This window comes from Bacillus sp. JJ1533 (assembly GCF_036965045.1).
Taxonomy (GTDB): Bacteria; Bacillota; Bacilli; order Bacillales; family Bacillaceae_L; genus Ferdinandcohnia.
Genome location: NZ_JBALOV010000038.1, coordinates 1 through 18801, shown reverse-complemented (window position 1 = coordinate 18801; position 18801 = coordinate 1). Strand labels below are relative to the sequence as shown.

The window sequence follows — 18801 nt, the reverse complement described above, 5'->3', positions numbered from 1 at the left end:
CGAATCTTGAAAAAGCTGTCCTTGTTTCTCCTATTCATCATAACTGTTGGCTGCTCAGTGGAAAAAAACTTTGAGGAGCCTGTACAAGAAACCGTTTCAAACCCAACTATTATTGCTTCAAATCTGACGATACCATGGATGATTACAAAAACAGATGGAAGCTTCTTCATTCCTGAACGGATTGGTAAATTATCTGAAATCGAAGAGACATCTGGAAAGGTAACTCCCCAGCAATTAAAGCTTCAAAAAGAAATTTTGCAGGAAGGGGAGGGAGGCCTTTTAGGCTTTACTCTTGCACCAGATTTTCAAACCTCAAACAGCGTCTTTATGTATCATACATACCAAGAAAATGAAAAAGTTTTTAATCGCGTCATCCATGTGGAAAGAAACGGCACTACTTGGGTGGAAAAAAGGGTATTGCTTGAAGGTATTCCAGGAGGAAGAATTCATAATGGCGGCCGAATTAAAATAGGACCTGATCAAAAGCTTTATGTTACTACTGGAGATGCAGGAGACCCGCAAAATGCACAAGACTTAACAAGTCTAGCTGGAAAAATTTTGCGGTTGAACCTAGATGGCTCGATCCCAAATGACAACCCCTTTCCGGATTCATATGTCTACACATACGGTCACAGAAACCCACAAGGGCTAGCGTGGGATGAAAAAGGAGCTTTATACAGTACTGAGCATGGACAAAGCGCCCATGATGAGATTAATTTGATAGAACCAGGCAAGAATTATGGCTGGCCAATTATCGAAGGAAGTGAAACAGATTCCAACATGGTCACGCCGATTTTTCATACGGGTGAGGAAACATGGGCCCCTTCGGGCATTGATTATGCAAACGGCAAGCTTTATATTGCCACATTGCGCGGCTCCAAGGTGAGAAGCTATGAAATTGCGACAGGAAAGATTGAAGTCATTCTCGACATTAACAGCAGGATGAGGGATGTCTTTATTGAAGAAAACACACTTTATACAATAACAAATAACAAGGATGGGCGCGGGAATCCGAAGGAAGATGATGATAAACTTCTTTCTATATCATTGTCAGGAATTCGAAAATAGATAACCAAGATTGGGAGGAGAAACATGATAAAAAATACATTAATCGAAGCATTGGGGATTACAATTGAAGAAGTAACACCAGAGCGGGTAATTGCAACTATGCCGGTAGATGAGCGTACTCGTCAGCCATTTGGCGTATTACACGGTGGTGCATCTGTTGCCTTGGCAGAAACGGTTGCAAGTGTCGGTGCATACAATCTCGTTGACAAAGATACAGAAGGTTGTGTCGGACTTGAAATTAACGCTAATCATATTCGTGCAAAAAGAGACGGGGTTGTAAAAGCAATCGGTATCCCACTTCATAAAGGGAAAACAACAATGGTTTGGGACATAAAAATCGTTGATGAAGAAGAAAACCTCATTTGCGTATCACGCTGCACCATGGCTGTAATAAAATTGAAAAAATAACTCCAATTTGGGTTAAGGAACAATTAAAGGAAGTTAGGTCACAATTATTACAGGTAAGGGAATTGTTCCAAAGAACTAGGGAACTATTTTTCAAAGGTAGGGCAGAATCACCCCATATAGCAACCAGCAAATGTAAACAGCGAGGAGATTAAAAGTCCTCGCTGTTTTTTTCTTCTTTTTGTATAAAAATTCCTACTAAAATGAATGCTAGTTGCAAGAGGTGATGTTTTGTGAACGCAAAAAAGGGAGTACTGGCCATCGCTATTTTTGCCATCCTGTTTATTGGTACGTGGATCATCCATGAACAAACAAAAAGAGAATATGTTGAAAGACAAGTAGAAAATCAATTTCACATACAAACAATCGATCCTTCACAAACGGAGGAAACAACGATTTATCCAAAATTTAAGCCTCGTGAATATATTCGAATTGTTCGTTGATAAAAGAACATAAGGTGACAGCAGGGTATTCACTGCCGAAGCGATTGGCTTGACTCAAGAGCTAATCGCTTCAAAAAAAGGATGAGAAAAATATCTCATCCTACATCAAGCTATTATTTCGTACCATAGGAACTGGAATGGCTTTGTTATGGAACATCATGGTTAGCATTGGCACGACAAGGAATCCTAGAATCACAAATAAGCTGAATAATAAGTTTGATGTTAACGTAAGTCCACCCTTATAGCCTGCGTCCATATAATCGGTAAAAAGGGAATTAATTTCTTGATCTTCAGGGAAGTTTCCTAGCATGAGAAATTCCTGATTGTCGACATCATAGTAAAAAAATTCATGCTTTTGGATATAGAAAATGCTGTCGCGTTTTAGTTTATACGACACATGCCCCACTACGACATTTGCTGTATAAGTATCGATTTCCTCTTCGTTTTCCTTTGTCTCTGGATCATCTGCTGTTACAATCTTGGTGATTTCGGTTTCCTTTGAAATGGAATTGACTACTTTTGCAGACCCGTTATCATAATAATTAATTTCCTTTAATTTCTCATTTACTGCTTTTGTAAAATTTGATTCCCCTGAAGCACCGGCAGAACTTACGAACGTGAAAAATACGAAACCACAAACAAGCAAAATAAATAAAAACCCTTTTTTCATAGAACCCCTCTTTCCTCAAAAAGTAGCATTTACTCTATATGTATTTTAAAAAAATAGATTTACTACAAAAAATGTATGGTACAATCGAAAAAGTAATTTAATAAAAAAACAGAGGAATCGAAATGAAAAATACCTATTTTACAAGTTACTTTCCACTCATTTCTATTATCCTATTTAGTGTTTCGCTTGCGATTTTAACGGAATTAAAAACGTTAGAGTTATTAAAACAAATCGGAATTTACCGTGGGATGCAGGAGTTTTTTTCACCAACGTGGATTAACTTTGCGATCTTTTTTGTGTTTTTCTTATTCTATTTCATGGTGTTTGCTGCCTTAAAATTAATTGCCAATACATTGCTTGAGCTATCTCTATTGTTTTTCACAAAGGATAGCAAGGGGGAAAGCTTGCCGAAAATACGGGCGGGATCTTTTTTCTATCTCGGTGGAGGTACACTATCATTAGCGTTTGTCCAATCCTTCTACGGGATTGTGCTTGTGCTTTTATTAGCAACACTTGGTTATTTTATTTTCTTTGTTTATAAAATTCAGGACACATTAACCTTTGGTGGACTGATTGGGCTCGTCTTTTTTCATACCCTAAGTTGGTTTACCTTTTTTATGACGGTTACCTATGTAAGCATTCAGTTATACAACGGTATCATTGCAAGTTTACCCATTTAAAAAGCAAGCGAGCACATCTTTTAATGGCTCGCTTTCATCATATCCTTCCAAATAACCATTTGGGGTTTTCGTGATTCCATATAGGAAATGCTTTTATTTTGATCATTTCCAACCCACACACCTGCGGTATAGTGATCCGTGAGACCGATAAACCAAAGGTCTTTTACATCATTCGTCGTTCCAGTTTTTCCACCGATATAACTACTTGAAAAATAAGCAGGTTTACCTGTTCCTGATTTAACAACATCCTCAAGCAAGGTTCTTACCTTTTGATTAGTAGATTCACTCCATACCGCAACTGGTTGTTCATCCCATTCATAAAGAATATTTCCTTGTAAATCAGTTACCCTTGTAATGCCCCGAGCTTGAATAAATTGTCCATTGTTTGCAAATGTTGCAAAGGCATTTGTCATCTCTAGTGGAGACATTCCATATGTAAACCCACCTATGGCTGCTGGTAAATGATGATCTTCTTTCACAACATTTGAAAAATGAAGCTTGTCTAAATACGAAAACGCATGTTCAATCCCAGTTCTTTCAAGCAATCTAACTGCAGGGGTGTTGTACGAATATTTAAAAGCTGTTCGCAGGCCAACATTTCCATATTGTCCGCCCCCATAATTTCGCGGGCAATACCCATTTTTACAATAGTTATTAGCATTAACCGTCTGTGAAATGGAGGAACCTGTTTGATCAAAATAAGGCGCATAAACAAGCAATGGCTTAATCACGGAGCCTGGTTGTCGAAACGCTTGAAAGGCGCGATGGAACGAAAATTTTTCATAGTTTTTTCCGCCAACGATAGCGACGATTTGATTCGTCCTATTGTCGATAACCGCTGCGGCTCCTTGAACATTATCATATGGCAAATGGCGCTTGAGAGCTTGTATGGCTTCTGTTTGTACAGTTGAATTTAACGCTGTTTCAACGATGATTCCGGACTCAAGAACCTCTTTTACCTTAGTATCTAGCCGTTTTCGAAGATCTTCAATTTCGCTATCAGCAGCCGAATTGAGCTTTTCAGTAAAGCCTTCTTTTTCAGCTATTAATTTTTCAAACTCATGATAAATATAGGTTGTATAATCTGGATAAAGGTCGATTTTTTCACTCATGGCAAGCTCAATCGGTTCCTGTACGGCCTTTTCATATTCTTCAGCAGTGATGGTACCTGCCTTTACCAAACTTTGTAAAATACGTTCCTGCCTATCCTTCGTATTTGAAAAATGCGTAACCGGATTATAGAGAGATGGATTATTCGGAATTGCACATAAAAAGGCTATTTGTGCTAATGTCGCATTCTTAATCGACTTGTTAAAATAAAGCTGGGAAGCCGTTTCAATTCCATATGCTCCATTTTGAAAGTAAATCGCGTTAATGTACAACGTTAAAATTTCCTCTTTTGTAAGAGTTCGTTCTAATTGATACGAATACAAGAGCTCACTTAATTTACGATTATAGGTTTTTTCATTTGTTAAATAGAGATTTCGGGCGAGCTGCTGGGTGATGGTACTGCCTCCTTGATCAATTGAGTCATTCTGCAGGTTAATGAGAGCTGCTCGACCAATTCCGGAAATATCAAAACCTACATGCTCATAAAAATGCTGATCCTCAATGGTAATAAACAAATCCTTCACAATTTGCGGAATCTCTTCAGCTGGTATTATTATCCGATTTTCATGATGACGGATCTCTGAAATCACATTTCCTGTGGTGTCCTTCATGTAGCTTGTTTGTGTTAACCCAACATCATCAATTGGAATTTCCTCATCTAGAACTGCTGTAAAGCCCTTCGTATTCTTCAACTCACTATGCACTTTGTATAACATAAACAAAAATAGCAGTAACAAAATAAAGGTAATAAAATAGCCTGTTTGCCTTCTCATAAAAAAACACTCTCTCAATGTATAAATCTAATTTGTGTATTTTTTTTACAAAAATAATTTAAGTATATATATTCTATTCGAAGTTGTATGTACAGAATATATCATAAAACTTTTTCGGGAGCACCAACAGAGTTTGAGAAGAGTTTGAATTAGACATCAAATTGACAATTAATTAGGTTTTTGTTGGTTCTTTCTTTTTATGGCCACGATTTATTCTATTCGTACTTTTTTCAGGAACTTTAGTTCTTGCTCAATGCCAAATATTTAAGTCCTAAATTGTTAATTTATTAAATTATAAGGGCATTTGAATATTTTTAATCTAATTAGTTGTCGTTATTTTAATGAGTAATATACAAGTGTGACTAATTAATAGTTATTATTCCTTTTGCGATAGGCTGTAGGGGATATCCCGTAAAATTCAGTAAATTGTTTTGAAAAATAGTGAATTGAATCGTACCCTAATTGCTCCGAAATAAAGGTGATTGATTTACGACTTTCGTTTAGAAGTATAGCAGCCTTTTTCATTTTTATTGAAAGAAGGTATTGCTTAGGCGATTTTCCGGTTTCTTTTTTAAAGAGTTTATAAAAATGTGATTTTTCCAAATTGCATTTTATACACCATTCCTCATAACTAAGATTACGCTCTGGAAAACGCTCCATTTCATTCATTATTTGTAAAATTCGATAATCACGTGGTTCCTTGTTCTGTATAATGTTGTACAAGTTTAATATAAGTGTGTACATCAAACTGTTAGTAATTTCTTCACTGTAAAAGTTTAATTTTGATGAGTTATCGAGTTGTAAAAAAAGTTCAACCAAATCGGGAAAAGACTTTAAACAGGTTCTTATTGGTATCCGATCTAATTCCTCACAAGGCTCCGTTTTTGTCATTAAAGATAGGATGGGTGTATCTGGAAAAAAAACATGACGTGGTAACGCCTTGGTAGGCTGCATCCACAAATCGAAATAAATACTATAGGATTCAAGAGATGTATTTTTATCATGAAGAAAGGAATGGACTTGTCCAGGACGTATGAATATTAGTGTATATTTTTCTACTTTATAAATTTTTTTGTTAATATTCATAAAGCCGTTTCCTTCAATAAATAAGTGGAGTCCATAGGAGTAACCAATTCTAGTTGTTTCTAACTTACTACCGTGATATCTCCAACGAACCATTTGTCTTACATATGGTTCAATTTCAGCAAGTGATTTCATGATAACACCTCATAATTTTAGCGGAATTTCGTATAAAAAATCGGAAATTTCTTAAAACAAAAAATATTAAATCAATGATACAATAACCAATATAACAATGTAAAGGAGGTTATTATGTTAAAAACGATAAAATATTTATTAACATTTACCACTTATAAAAAAACTCTTAATTTGGTAGCATGCTAGTTTTGTAAACGCTTAATAAATAAGGAGGATAACAATGAGTGAACATTTTGTTGCTGATGTTGAAAGTATACCTGATGGTAAACATGTCATCGTTAATGTTGAGGGGCGCAATATTGGGATTTATAGAATAAAAGACGAATTTTTTGCCTTGTATAATAGATGTCCTCACGAGGGTGCACAGTTATGTAAAGGTCGAGTTTGTGGGACCACTCTTCCTTCTCGAGTATACGATTATGAATTTGGAAGAGAAGGAGAGATATTACGTTGTCCAATGCATGGCTGGGAATTTGATATAAAAACTGGAAAATCATTATTTAGTGAAAGGGTAAGAACAAGAACATATAAGGTCAATATAAAAGAGGGAAAAGTTTGGATCAGTCTTTAATTATTAGGGGGGATAAATAGTGAGTACAGTATTGAATAGTAAGATGGAAAAAGAATTGAAAAAAAAGCAAAAGGTTATAGATATTGATGTACACAATGATTTTGCACATCCTTTAGTTTTAGCAGAGTACCTTCCAGAACCGTGGAGATCTAAGGTACTTTTTGCAGGAGATCTAGGTATTCTAGTACATGGTTATGGAAGTCCGGTTGGAGTAAAACGCCGAGACTGTATGCCTCCAACTGGCGGACCAGCAGCTTCTGACCCAGACTATTTGGTTAAGGACCTAATTGAACCATTTAACATGGAATATGCAATACTTACCGGTGCTGATACTTTAACTATTTCATCGTTACACAACCCTGATTATACAGCCGCGATATGTTCAGCATACAACGACTATGTAATTGAAGAATGGCTTCCCCGACATAAATCATTTAAAGCTGCAATTTTTGTGTGCACCTTAGATCCCCAGCAGGCGGCCAGAGAAATAGATAGACTTGCTGGTCATCCAGATATGGTAGAAGTCCTAATAAATACGGGAACGCGTTCTCCATTAGGTCAGCGTCAATATCATCCAATCTATGAGGCGGCTCATAGACATGGACTCCCTGTAGCTACACATATAGGAGGGGAAGGAATAGGAAGTTCAGCTGGACCAACTGCTGCAGGTTATCCATCAACTTATTTAGAATGGCATACATGCGCACCACAAGCCTCGATGACCCATTTAGTAAGTTTAGTTTGCGAAGGAGTATTTGAAAAGTTTCCAGATTTAAAAGTAATTATTAAAGAAGGTGGAATAGCATGGTTACCGCATTTAATGTGGAGGCTAGATAAAAATTACAAAGGATTGCGTTCAGAGGTTCCTTGGTTAAAAAGGCTTCCAAGTGAATATATACGTGATCATTGTTATTTTTCTACACAACCAATTGAAGAACCACAAAATCCAAAAGATTTAATTATGTTGCTTGATATGATTGATGCAGAAAATTTCTTATTATTTTCAAGTGATTATCCTCATTGGGACGGGGATGTACCGACTGAGATTTTAAAACTTCTACGTCAAGATGCAAGGAATAAAATATTCTATGAAAATGCCAAAAAAGTTTATAATTTATAAAATTTCACTCATTTAATAGTATTTTAAGTGAATATTAACTGGTTATAATACGGGGAGGAAAATTATGCTTGAAATCGAGGGAGTTACTAAAAAATTTGGAGGGTTAACGGCAGTTAATGCCGTTTCCTTTACAATGAAAAAAGGAGAAATTCTTGGTCTGATTGGTCCAAACGGTTCAGGAAAAACTACTATGTTTAATATAATAACTGGTTTCCTAAAACCTACAGAGGGCACTGTTAAATTTAATAATGAGATTATCTCTGACGGCTCGCCTCACGAAATAGTATATAAAGGAATATCCCGAACCTTCCAGATTACAAGTTTATTATCAGAGAGAACGGTGGAAGAAAATATTCTTTTCGGACTATTTTCTAGAGTAAATACGGGCTTCTTAAATTGTCTTTTTCGAGGAAAAAAATATCATGAACAGGAAGAAACTGCATCACAAAGGGTGGAAGAAGTTCTAAAATTAATTGGACTACAATTCCGTAAAAAGGAGTTAGCTAAGAATATTGCATCGTCAGAACAGCGGAAATTAATGATAGGAATTGCATTAGCCCGTTCCCCAAAACTCCTATTATTAGACGAGCCAGCTGCTGGAACATCAAGGGAGGAACAACAAGAACTGATTAATATGGTGCAAAAAATCAGAGATAAAGGAACATCTGTTCTCGTCATTGAACATCATATGCATTTAATTATGAATCTATGTGACCGAATTGTAGCTTTTAATTTTGGGGAAAAAATAGCTGATGGAATACCAATGGAGATTCAAAACCACCCGGCCGTAATACAGGCGTATCTTGGGAGGAAAAATGATGCTTCTTAGGGTTAAAGGTCTAAAAGTTGCTTATAAGGGAATTGAGGTTGTACATGGAGTAGATTTTACTGTGAAAGAGGGGGAAATTACTGTCTTAATTGGTTCTAATGGGGCAGGGAAATCCTCTATTATAAAAGCAATAATGGGACTGATTTCCAAACAGCAAGGTGAGCTTTTATTTTTAGATAATAATTTATCAAGCCTATCACCTAATAAAATGGCAGCACTTGGAATTTCTTTATGTCCTGAGGGGAGGCAGCTTTTCCCTGAAATGACAGTGACTGAAAACTTAGAAATGGGTGCATTCGCGCGAAAAGATAAAAAGGAAATTAAAAAGGATATTGAAAGAATGTTCGATCGCTTTCCACGCCTTGGTGAAAGAGCGAATCAAAGAGCGGGAACTCTTAGTGGCGGTGAGCAGGAAATGGTGGCAATTGCAAGAGCTTTGATGGCTAGGCCAAAACTTTTGATTTTGGATGAACCATCATGGGGGCTCGCTCCTCTAATGGTAGAGGAGGTAATGAAAATAATAAAGGAGATTAATAGCGAAGGTACAACAATATTACTTATTGAGCAGAATGCTAGTATGGCATTAGCAATCGCGGATAATGCATATGTTCTTGACGTTGGTAAAATAGTTATTGAAGGCACAGGGAAAGATTTAATAGAAAACGAAAAAGTAAAACAAGTTTATCTTGGGGTATAGAAGGAGGCCAATATGAGGAAAATTAGTTGGTTCACACTTGTGACATTTATTTTGATTAGTTTAGTTTTATCGGCTTGTAGTAGTAATTCTAGTGGGAATGGAGAGAATGTTTTAGTAATAGGTGAAGTAGATTCACTCACTGGTCCTGCATCAATTTACGGTGCAGCACAAAATGAAGCAATAAAAATGGCTGTCGATGAAATAAATGAAGATGGCGGGATTAGGGTTGGCGATAAACAATATAAGCTAAAACTAAATTCATATGACGATAAGGGAGATGCAAGTGAAGCTATTTCCTCGGTAAGAAAATTAATTGACAGAGATGGAGTAAAATTCATTGTAGGTTGGGCTAGCAGTACGCCGACTATGGGAGTTGCACAAATGATAGGATCTGAGGATGCTTTGATGATTGTAGGAAATGCAGGGGATCAAAATATCACAATGCAAGGTGTAAGTAACATTTTCCGAGTACGCTCCCCTGGAGGAGTAAATGGTGCATCGACTGGAACATTTTTTGCAGAACAAGGATATGAAAAGGTTGCCGTTCTTGGGCAGTTGAAAGACAGCTATTATGAGCAGGTCTATAAACATTTTAAAACCAACTATACCGCTAATGGTGGAACCATAATAGGAGAGGAAAGTTTTAGTCTTGGTGACCAGGATATGTATACGCAACTTACCAAATTAATTAACTTAAAACCAGATGTAATATACACACCTGGATATGCAGAACAAGTAGCATTTGTTATTCGTCAAGCTCGGGAATTGGGCTATACCGGAAAAATAATTACAGAAGCGGGTGGTTCAGAAGAACAATATCTTAAAGTTGCCTCAAACGACCAAATGAAGGATGTTATGGAAGTTCGTATTATTGGGGCTACACAAGGTGCCCTTAATGAAAGTGGGCTTAAATTTGTGGAAAATTATCAGGAGAGGTATGGTAAGTCTCCAAATACGGCCGCGATTTATGGATACGATACTGTTTATGTATTAAAGGCCGGCTTAGAAAAGGCTGGAAGTCTAGATGTTGATAAAGTGAGTGAAGCTATTAGAAATATGGAGCCTCCGTCGGATTTGGCTTGCTTATATGTTCCGATTGATGGGAAAATGTTTGACGAAAATGGTCAGGGTTATGTAAAGAATGTTGAAATTCAATGGAATGATGGAAAATGGGAATATATTGCGGATGTTGAAACTGATGCTAAACAGTACTCTGAATACATGTCTACATTAATTAACCAGAATAAGTAGTAATGGGAAGGGTGGTGCTTGGAACTTGGTAGAATTAACGCAACAACTATTAAATGGTCTGGTAATCGGAAGTTTCTATGTGCTCATTGCGATGGGACTTTCCATTATATATGGTATCTTAGAAATACCACATTTCGCTCATGGATCTGTAGCAGTTATAGGGGGCTACTTTAGTTATATCCTAACTTCTCAATATAATTTACATCTATTATTATCAATCGTAATTAGCATGATATTTGCTGCTTTGGTAGGTATACTGCTTGAGAGAATTGCCTATCGTCCTGTAAAAAATGCACCTCCTATTAATGCATTTATCATTGCTCTTGGATTGATGATGGTTATCGATAATGGCCTTACAATCATTTTTAGTCCGGATCAAATCATTATTCCATCAGAATATAATCAGGTTTATTCTTTTCTAGGGGTTAGTATTACTAATCTAAGATTATATTTATTATTTAGCAGCATTTTACTAATACTATTTCTTTATTTATTTATTAATCGTACCAAAACTGGTAAAGCGATTAGAGCAGTTGCTCAAAATAGAGAAGCAAGCACAATTGTTGGAATTAATACAAACCGAATCACTTCTATTGTATTTGGGCTAGGTTCGGCACTTGCAGCATCTGCAGGTGTTTTTATGGGTGTCTTGTTCTCATTATATCCAACGATGGGGGGACACTCCGTGATGAAGGGTTTTGCTGTAATAATCCTAGGGGGGCTTGGTAGCTTTCCGGGAACAATAATAGGAGGAATGTTAATAGGTATAACAGAAAGTCTCGGGTCTTCAATATTTTCTTCCTCATATAAGGATATTTTTGCTTTTCTAATTATGATTACGATTTTGATGTTTAAACCACAAGGTTTATTTGGAAGTAAGGGGTGAGTAGCTTGAAGCACAAGAAAATAAATATTGCCTTTATTGCACTGGCTATTATTATAGCGTGTATTATTCCCTTCTTAGGACTGAAACCATACTATATTCATTTATTCTCATTATCCTTAATTTGGGTTATTATGACTCAAGGTCTAAATGTGATACAGGGATATACAGGATATGTATCTATTGCACAGGCATCATTTTTCGGTATCGGTGCTTATTCAAGTGCTTTACTAACAACAAAAGTAGGTTTAACTTTTTGGATGTCACTTCCTCTTTCAATTATTATTGCTGCGATTGTGGGTTATGTCGTAGGAATTATAGCTTTGAGAACAAAGGGACATTATTTTTCTATTATTACAATGGCATTGTGTATGGTAATTTGGATTCTAATGGTAAACTGGGATAGTTTGACTGGTGGAGAGTCTGGAATTTCAAATGTTGTTTCTCCTGAACCTATCTTAGGAATAGGATTTTCAACTAGAACAAACTACTATTACCTTATTCTTATACTTACCCTAATTTCTATATTTGTTATTTATAGGCTAATTCACTCTAAAATTGGTCGTGCTTTACAAACAATCAGAGAAAATGAACAGTTGGCACAAGCAATTGGAATTTCCTTATTTAAGTATAAATTGCTTGCGTTTATAATTAGTGCTTCATTTGGCGGACTTAGTGGAGTTTTATATGCTCATTATATAGGGTTTGTTAATCCTGGTCCCTTTACTGTGGATTACTCATTAAATGCAATCTTAGCTGTAATTTTAGGTGGCAGTGGAACTATCATAGGTCCAATTATTGGATCGTTTTTGATGATTTTTATACCAGAATATTTAAGAATGGCTGAAGAATTTAGGTTTGTTATTTATGGGCTTATGTTGATTGTTATTACAATTTTTCTTCCAAAAGGGATTATTCATGTATTGCAAATATTATTTACCTCAGTAATAAATAATACAAAAAAATTTTTATATAGGAAGCCGGTTGAAAAGAGTTTTAATAGTAAAATCTAAAATTATTAATCACTATTTTGGCTGGTAGATATGTCTTCTAAAAAAGGGGTGATGGAATTGCCTATAATTAATGTGAATGGAGTTAGAATTAATATAGAGGATACGGGTGAAGGTCCTCCGTTGATTCTACTCCATGGTTTAGGGGGAAGTAATTTATATTGGAAATCCGAAATAACTCAATTAAAAGAGCACCATCGTGTGATTGCTCCGGATTCTAGAGGACAAGGTAAGTCAGAAAAAGTATCAAATTATACATTGTGTGATCATATTAATGATACTCTGGCAATAATAGATAAACTTAATATTAAGTCATGTTTTCTATTGGGGATATCGGCAGGGAGTTATATTGCTCAAGGAGTCGCTATTGCAGCACCTAATAGAGTAAAGAAGCTAATTTTAGTCGCACCCAAGTCACATGGGGATACTTCCTCAACACAATTGTTTTTTGAAAAACATAGAGAAAATATTAAGGGATTAAACGAGCAAGAGAAACAGAAATATCTATATAAACATATTTATTACAACCAAGAAACAATTTCTAAATCACCCTTTTTTGCTGCTCAAGAACAACTGCCTGTAGAACAATTTGAGGCAGCAAATAGAGCATTAATAGGTTTTGATTTTCGTTCAAAATTATCAAGAATCACAGCCAAGACTTTAGTTGTTAGTGGACGACATGATATTTTAAATTCATCTGATGCAGGAAGGGAATGTGCTACACTAATTCCGAATGCAACTTTTATAGAAATGGATAAATCAGGTCACGGACCAAATGTAGAGGAACCAGAACACTTTATGAAAATAGTAAAAAATTTTTTAAAAGATTAAACTATAGCATTTATTTTGGATAGAATTGTAGTCGAGAAAAAGGAAGGAGCTATTTTATAATCAATAACTCCTTCTTTTCAAATTTCAATATTTATGATTCTACTTTTAATAAAGTAATAGTTGGATTACCCCAAGCATTTACTTCAGCCTTCTCATTGATATATGATTTAGTTAATATTCCACGCTCTAAAGCTAGGTATAATATAAAAAAATTAAGTCGCCCGCAAAAAGCAGATGGCATCTGCCATCTGTATTATGCAGCCTTTTGAGTGGATTTTTCAGAATGTCGTATCACACTTTGCCATAAAAGAATTGCTCCTGTTAAAAACAGCCCGCTTGTTACGAAAAAGACGGTAGCTATTCCGAAAAAACCACTGAGAATTCCACCGGTTATCGGGCCAATCACATTTCCTAAAAACCGAAAACTGACATTATAGCCTTGAACTTCACCCTGCATAGATAGTGGGGAAACCTGGCGAATGTAGGCTGTCATGCACGGAATTAAGCCCCCAACCGCCATGCCGAATAAAAATCTACATAGAACAAGCTGCCATAGTTCATTAACAAGACCTTGCGGAATAAACAGAATTGAGCATGCAAGGAGAAGAAGCGTTAAAATTTTTTCATGACCAATCAGGTCCCCTAATTTTCCCCATTGCCTCGTAAATAATAAATTGCCAAATCCAGTTGCTGAAAATGCCATACCAGCTAAAAACACAATATTGCTACTGTCAGTTATGTGTGTAACATATAATGCTAGTAAAGGCTGGATGCTGAAATTGGCTACCTGTATCAACGTTGATATAAGCATGATGGTTAATAATACAGGGTGTTTGAAGATATGGATTAGTACCTCTCTCCGTGTAAACTTTTTGACAGTCGTACTTGTTTCATTTGACCTTACCTCTTTGATACCCACACCAACTAGAATGACTGCACCCATAATCACTACAGCGGTGAGGACAAAGGTATATTGAAAACCAACCGCATCTGCAAGCAATCCCCCTAATAATGGACCAAATAAAGCTCCGGATACATTCCCCATCTGTAGCGTTCCTAATGTTTTTCCGGCAATTTCCTTAGGTGTTTGTGCGGATATGAGGGCAAGGGAGGTAGGGATAAACCCAGTAACTGCGCCCATGAATAGCCTTAGGAAAAATAATTGCTCAACCGTGTTCACATATCCCATTAAAAAGATGCTGATGGCAATGCCAGTTCCCGTAATTAACAGAATCTTTTTGTAGCCATTCCGGTCACCAAAACGTCCCCAGAGAGGTGAAATAAAAAAAGCCGTGACAAAGGTTGCTGCAAAAACTAAGCCGGCCCACCGTTGCACAAAGCTATCTGAGTATTCACCAAAAGTTTCGATGTATAAAGACAGAAATGGCATTATCATTGTCGCACTGGCAGCAACAAAAAAATTAGCAAACCACATGATCAACAGATTTCGTTTTGCTGTTTGAATAAATAACACCTTCTCAACACGAATATTTCGATTTACTAAATAGTATAAAATATTATTCTAATTTATTGAAGGGTAAAAAGCATATATATTATAAATATATTCTGAAAAATGAAGGGAATCATGTTATAATAATGAAAAAAGCTGTTCGTCTTCATTTAGCGGTCTTCAGCAAATGTCCGGTTGTTTTATAAGTAAAAAGGAATCATTTTTCATTGTTTTAAGAACACGAAAAGGAGGTTTAGGAGTGGTGGATATTCAGCATCAATATTTGTTCATTGACTTTGAATTTACAATGCCTGAGGGAAAAAGCAATCCACAAGGATTTTACCCGGAAATAATTGAAGTTGGTCTTGCCTCTGTGAAGAATCAGAAAATAATCGACCAATACTCAGCCTATGTAAAACCCATAAAATTTCCTAGACTAACAGAACGATGCAAATCATTTTTAAACATATCCCAAGAACAAGTGAATAATGGGATATCGTTTCAAGAGCTAGTGAACAAGCTTGGTGAATATGAAAAAACATCTTCAAGCACGATCATCACATGGGGAAATATGGACATGAAGGTTCTTCGTCATAATTGTCAAAGGGCCGGGATCCCATTTCCCTTTAAGGGTAAACAAAGGGATTTGTCGATGGAATATAAACGTTTTTTCGGGGACCAAAATCAGACAGGTCTTTGGAAGGCTGTTCAGGAGTATGGGAAAGAAGGGACGGGCAAACATCATTGTGCCCTTGATGATGCACTTACAACCTTTAATATATTCAAGTTAGTTGAAAATGATAAACGTTATTTGGCAAAACCGGAGCCAACAACAATCGGTGATCGTGTTGATTTCTCGAAAGTCTTAAATAAATTTGCATTATAAAAACCAATTCGCTAAAAAAGTGAATTGGTTTTTATTTTTGATACGTACTGTCGAATTTTTACAATTGAAACGAAAAATAATCGCATCCCGATAGGATATCCTAATGAGAAAAGGAGGGATGCTCAATGTTTATTGGCCATAAAATAGAAAATCCACAAACCCTTTACCTATATATAGATCCCGGGTTGCAGGAGTTTTCTAGTGAACTAGGTACACAAGAACAAGGGAAAAAGCTCTATTTTAACGAAAGCATTCGAATGTATTTAAAAGAAAAAGTCCCGAATGTAAATCCTGCTATTGTGAAAGTCATGATGGGAACTGTGGTCATTGCTACTGTTTCATTAGTAGGGGGCCATCATTCCTCAACCGCAGAAGCAGCTAGTAATGGTCAAACAAGTAACCAAACTCAACAAGCTACTCATACCGTTGCAAATGGAGATACCTTATATGGGATTGCCAAGCAATATAATCTTTCTGTCTCCCAACTAAAACAACTGAACCATCTAACGGGGGACATGATCTACCCTGGGCAGACACTTGTGATCAGTGAAGCACCACCACCAACTACGACTGCAACCTATACCGTAACTCGTGGTGACACCCTATATTCCATTGCAAACTCCTATAACATGAGTGTGGATCAATTAAAGCAATTAAATAACCTTACTTCAAATACGATTCAAGTTGGGCAAACCTTACAGGTGGTCGGTACTGCACCACCATCCACACAAATTCAAGCACAAACATATACGGTCCAACCTGGAGATTCATTATACTCGATTGCCCAGCGAGCGAACACTACCGTAGACCAACTCATGAAAAACAACAATCTAACCTCATCGTTAATTTATGTCGGTCAGACATTACAGTTAGGAAGTACAGCAATAACCCCGCAGCAAAAGGTAGCAACTTCTACCTATACCGTTAAAGCTGGAGACACCTTATATGCAATTGCACGCAATTATGATATGAGTGTTACTGAACTAAAGAATATGAATAATCTTACAAGCAATAGTCTTTCCATTGGACAAGTATTGAAGGTGACAGGAAATGCACAGGCAGAATCAAATATACAAAATAGGGAACAAGTTCTGAAAGACCTCGTTTCAGACAGCTATAATTTTATTGGAATCCCATATCTTTGGGGCGGAACTACTACGGCTGGATTTGATTGTTCGGGGTTTGTTTCGTTTATGCATAATAGACATGGAATTGACATTCCGAGGAACACATCGGCTGGCTACTATACAATGGGGACTACTGTCTCAAAAGCAAATCTCCAACCCGGCGACTTAGTCTTTTTTGCAGTCAACAATACAGGACAAATTTCTCATGTCGGTTTTTATGTAGGCAACAATGAATTTATATCTGCCACTTCATCGAAAGGAATTGCAGTGGTTTCAATGGATAACTCGTATTGGTCTAAGTACTATGTAGGGGCTAAGCGAGTATATTAATAAGAAAAACCTACGGAAATGAGACTTCCGTAGGTTTTTATCGTTATTTAAAATAATCCATCTCTAATACTTTCATGTTCTCCATGCTACGCATTGCCCATTCCGTGCCTTCTGCTTCTAATTCATTCATGGTCTTATCCACGGCTACCCTTAAAGAATCCTTATAATCCGGTACATCTCCTGAAAATGCACGAACCATCTTTTTTGGTACATTTGTCTGCTCATTAAAAGCAAGCGCTCTTCTCTCTTGGAAAAAAGGTACATTTGGATCCTTAGGAGAATGAATGTCCCCCTGCATTGGATGCTTAAGGACAGCTTTAACCTTGACAAGATAGTGCTCAGGTTTAATTGCTGTAACTTCGCCAATATATTTGCCTGTCTTATAAATTCCTGTGACTATGTCCCCGATTTTATACTCATCAGACATTATAATCACTCCTTTGCAACTTTCTACTACTGTCATTATAACCGACCAAAATCAAACAAGCATCTATAACCCACCCAAAGGTTTATGATATAATATTTAGAGTTAGTATTATCGGTTGAAAGGTGTGTAAAAATGCTGCTTTTACCAATATTAAATATGTTTCTATACTTTCCTGAGGATAAATCAGAATATATTCCTGCTGGAATAAAACTAGCCATTTGTATAATTGTTGCGATTGTCGTGTTTCGTTTAATTATCAAGCATTCCAAAAAGGAACAAGCAAAAGCCGAAGAGTTTGAAAGGCAACTTATGAATCAAGATAAAAATAATAGTATGAAGTAATCTTTTAGGTGATCATATGGAAAACCAACATGCAAATGTACAAATGATGATGATGCTTCAAGAATGGGATCCACTCGGTTATGGAATCGGCTCCTATGAAACCGAAGCTGTGGATGTCTTGCAGATGGCTCATCAATTTGATGACAGTGGGAAATTAGCCAGAAAAATACAGTCGATTTTTGAATTCTCGTTCGAGGAAATTATTCCACTTAAAGAATGTGAGAATATGGCTCTAAAACTCTTAACCATTAAAAATAATATGATATGTGAACGATAAAAAAGATGGGGCAACCCATCTTTTTTGTTTTAGAGAAGAAGGATAAGGTTTTGGAGCGGGAGGGGGGTAGGAAACATTGTGGGAGTTAGTCAAAATACAACTTTAATTTGTACGAGAATTGTGTAAAACTCTCTAATCAAGTCTTAATGTGGTGGTGATTTTGAAAAGAAGAAGGGAGTCCAGTCAATCAAGTCCAAATGAAGCAGTCAATTGGACAGGAAGAACTGGAAAAAAGTCAATCATGTCCGAATGAATCGACCATTATGACAGGAAGAGTGAGAAACTCCTCAACCGAGTCCGAATGAATCGACCATTTTGACAGGAAGAGTGAGAAACTAGTCAACCGAGTCCGAATGAGTCAGCCATTTGGACAGTATGAAAGAGAGTCCAGTCAGTCGAGTCC

At 36.5% G+C, this 18801-nt stretch carries 21 protein-coding genes; 16 read left to right on the top strand and 5 right to left on the bottom strand.

Translation table 11 applies throughout. From position 1 onward, the window contains the following. The first annotated feature begins 6 nt into the window (after positions 1-6). The 3 genes from V7138_RS20195 to V7138_RS20185 all read left to right on the top strand — a co-directional run bounded on the left by V7138_RS20195 (position 7) and on the right by V7138_RS20185 (position 1916). On the top strand, positions 7-1068 hold the full coding sequence (locus V7138_RS20195) for a PQQ-dependent sugar dehydrogenase (protein WP_335400917.1): 1062 nt from the start codon (positions 7-9) through the stop codon (positions 1066-1068). 24 nt (positions 1069-1092) lie between these two features. Next, positions 1093-1476 carry a hotdog fold thioesterase gene (locus V7138_RS20190; RefSeq protein ID WP_335400915.1) on the top strand — a complete coding sequence of 128 codons (384 nt, stop codon included), beginning with the start codon at positions 1093-1095 and terminating at the stop codon, positions 1474-1476. A gap of 230 nt (positions 1477-1706) precedes the next feature. Further along, positions 1707-1916, top strand: a complete 210-nt coding sequence (locus V7138_RS20185) for a hypothetical protein (RefSeq protein ID WP_335400913.1) — start codon at positions 1707-1709, stop codon at positions 1914-1916. Between the two features lie 100 nt (positions 1917-2016). On the opposite strand, the gene V7138_RS20180 is transcribed toward V7138_RS20185, so the two are convergent. Further along, positions 2017-2586 (bottom strand): hypothetical protein, encoded by a 570-nt coding sequence (locus tag V7138_RS20180; protein WP_335400911.1) that lies wholly within the window; start codon positions 2584-2586, stop codon positions 2017-2019. Positions 2587-2708: 122 nt separating this feature from the next. Between V7138_RS20180 and V7138_RS20175 the strand changes: the two genes are divergently transcribed. After that, a complete protein-coding gene (locus V7138_RS20175) occupies positions 2709-3266 on the top strand; it encodes a DUF5366 family protein (RefSeq protein ID WP_335400909.1) in 558 nt (185 codons plus the stop codon). Between the two features lie 20 nt (positions 3267-3286). Here V7138_RS20175 and V7138_RS20170 read toward each other — a convergent pair whose 3' ends face one another. Both V7138_RS20170 and V7138_RS20165 read right to left on the bottom strand, forming a co-directional pair. Beyond that, positions 3287-5149, bottom strand: a complete 1863-nt coding sequence (locus tag V7138_RS20170; RefSeq protein ID WP_335400907.1) for a transglycosylase domain-containing protein — start codon at positions 5147-5149, stop codon at positions 3287-3289. A gap of 366 nt (positions 5150-5515) precedes the next feature. Beyond that, the gene (locus V7138_RS20165) at positions 5516-6367 is read right to left on the bottom strand and encodes an AraC family transcriptional regulator (protein ID WP_335400905.1); all 852 of its coding nucleotides are present in this window, start codon (positions 6365-6367) and stop codon (positions 5516-5518) included. A gap of 220 nt (positions 6368-6587) precedes the next feature. Here V7138_RS20165 and V7138_RS20160 point away from each other — a divergent pair, with 220 nt between their 5' ends. The 8 genes from V7138_RS20160 (at position 6588) to V7138_RS20125 (ending at position 13559) form a co-directional block, all read left to right on the top strand. Then, entirely contained in the window at positions 6588-6938 is a 351-nt protein-coding gene (locus V7138_RS20160) for a Rieske (2Fe-2S) protein (protein WP_335400903.1), read from the top strand. A 43-nt stretch (positions 6939-6981) separates the two neighbouring features. Beyond that, on the top strand, positions 6982-8058 hold the full coding sequence (locus tag V7138_RS20155) for an amidohydrolase family protein (protein ID WP_335401067.1): 1077 nt from the start codon (positions 6982-6984) through the stop codon (positions 8056-8058). A 64-nt stretch (positions 8059-8122) separates the two neighbouring features. Then, positions 8123-8887, top strand: coding sequence for an ABC transporter ATP-binding protein (locus V7138_RS20150; RefSeq protein ID WP_335400901.1), 765 nt, complete (start codon positions 8123-8125; stop codon positions 8885-8887). Next, entirely contained in the window at positions 8877-9584 is a 708-nt protein-coding gene (locus V7138_RS20145) for an ABC transporter ATP-binding protein (RefSeq protein WP_335400899.1), read from the top strand. Before V7138_RS20150 ends, V7138_RS20145 begins: the two co-directional genes overlap by 11 nt. 12 nt (positions 9585-9596) lie before the next feature. Then, positions 9597-10835, top strand: coding sequence for an ABC transporter substrate-binding protein (locus tag V7138_RS20140; protein WP_335400897.1), 1239 nt, complete (start codon positions 9597-9599; stop codon positions 10833-10835). 25 nt (positions 10836-10860) lie between these two features. Then, positions 10861-11721: a branched-chain amino acid ABC transporter permease gene (locus V7138_RS20135; protein ID WP_335400894.1), complete on the top strand. Its 861-nt coding sequence runs from the start codon at positions 10861-10863 to the stop codon at positions 11719-11721. A gap of 5 nt (positions 11722-11726) precedes the next feature. Continuing rightward, a complete protein-coding gene (locus V7138_RS20130) occupies positions 11727-12731 on the top strand; it encodes a branched-chain amino acid ABC transporter permease (RefSeq protein WP_335400892.1) in 1005 nt (334 codons plus the stop codon). A gap of 57 nt (positions 12732-12788) precedes the next feature. Continuing rightward, positions 12789-13559, top strand: a complete 771-nt coding sequence (locus V7138_RS20125; RefSeq protein ID WP_335400890.1) for an alpha/beta fold hydrolase — start codon at positions 12789-12791, stop codon at positions 13557-13559. A 253-nt stretch (positions 13560-13812) separates the two neighbouring features. On the opposite strand, the gene V7138_RS20120 is transcribed toward V7138_RS20125, so the two are convergent. After that, complete coding sequence (locus V7138_RS20120) at positions 13813-15033, bottom strand: MFS transporter (RefSeq protein ID WP_335400888.1); 1221 nt, start codon at positions 15031-15033, stop codon at positions 13813-13815. Between the two features lie 238 nt (positions 15034-15271). Between V7138_RS20120 and kapD the strand changes: the two genes are divergently transcribed. Both kapD and V7138_RS20110 read left to right on the top strand, forming a co-directional pair. Further along, on the top strand, positions 15272-15895 hold the full coding sequence (kapD, locus tag V7138_RS20115) for a 3'-5' exonuclease KapD (RefSeq protein WP_335401065.1): 624 nt from the start codon (positions 15272-15274) through the stop codon (positions 15893-15895). Between the two features lie 125 nt (positions 15896-16020). Next, positions 16021-17352, top strand: coding sequence for a C40 family peptidase (locus tag V7138_RS20110; RefSeq protein WP_335400886.1), 1332 nt, complete (start codon positions 16021-16023; stop codon positions 17350-17352). A gap of 43 nt (positions 17353-17395) precedes the next feature. On the opposite strand, the gene V7138_RS20105 is transcribed toward V7138_RS20110, so the two are convergent. After that, a complete protein-coding gene (locus tag V7138_RS20105; protein ID WP_335400884.1) occupies positions 17396-17779 on the bottom strand; it encodes a kinase-associated lipoprotein B in 384 nt (127 codons plus the stop codon). Positions 17780-17911: 132 nt separating this feature from the next. On the opposite strand from V7138_RS20105, the gene V7138_RS20100 reads away from it, so the two are divergent. Together V7138_RS20100 and V7138_RS20095 are read left to right on the top strand one after the other, a co-directional pair. Next, positions 17912-18121, top strand: coding sequence for a hypothetical protein (locus V7138_RS20100; protein ID WP_335400882.1), 210 nt, complete (start codon positions 17912-17914; stop codon positions 18119-18121). 16 nt (positions 18122-18137) lie between these two features. After that, positions 18138-18398 (top strand): DUF1871 family protein, encoded by a 261-nt coding sequence (locus V7138_RS20095; protein ID WP_335400880.1) that lies wholly within the window; start codon positions 18138-18140, stop codon positions 18396-18398. Positions 18399-18801 lie beyond the last annotated feature (403 nt).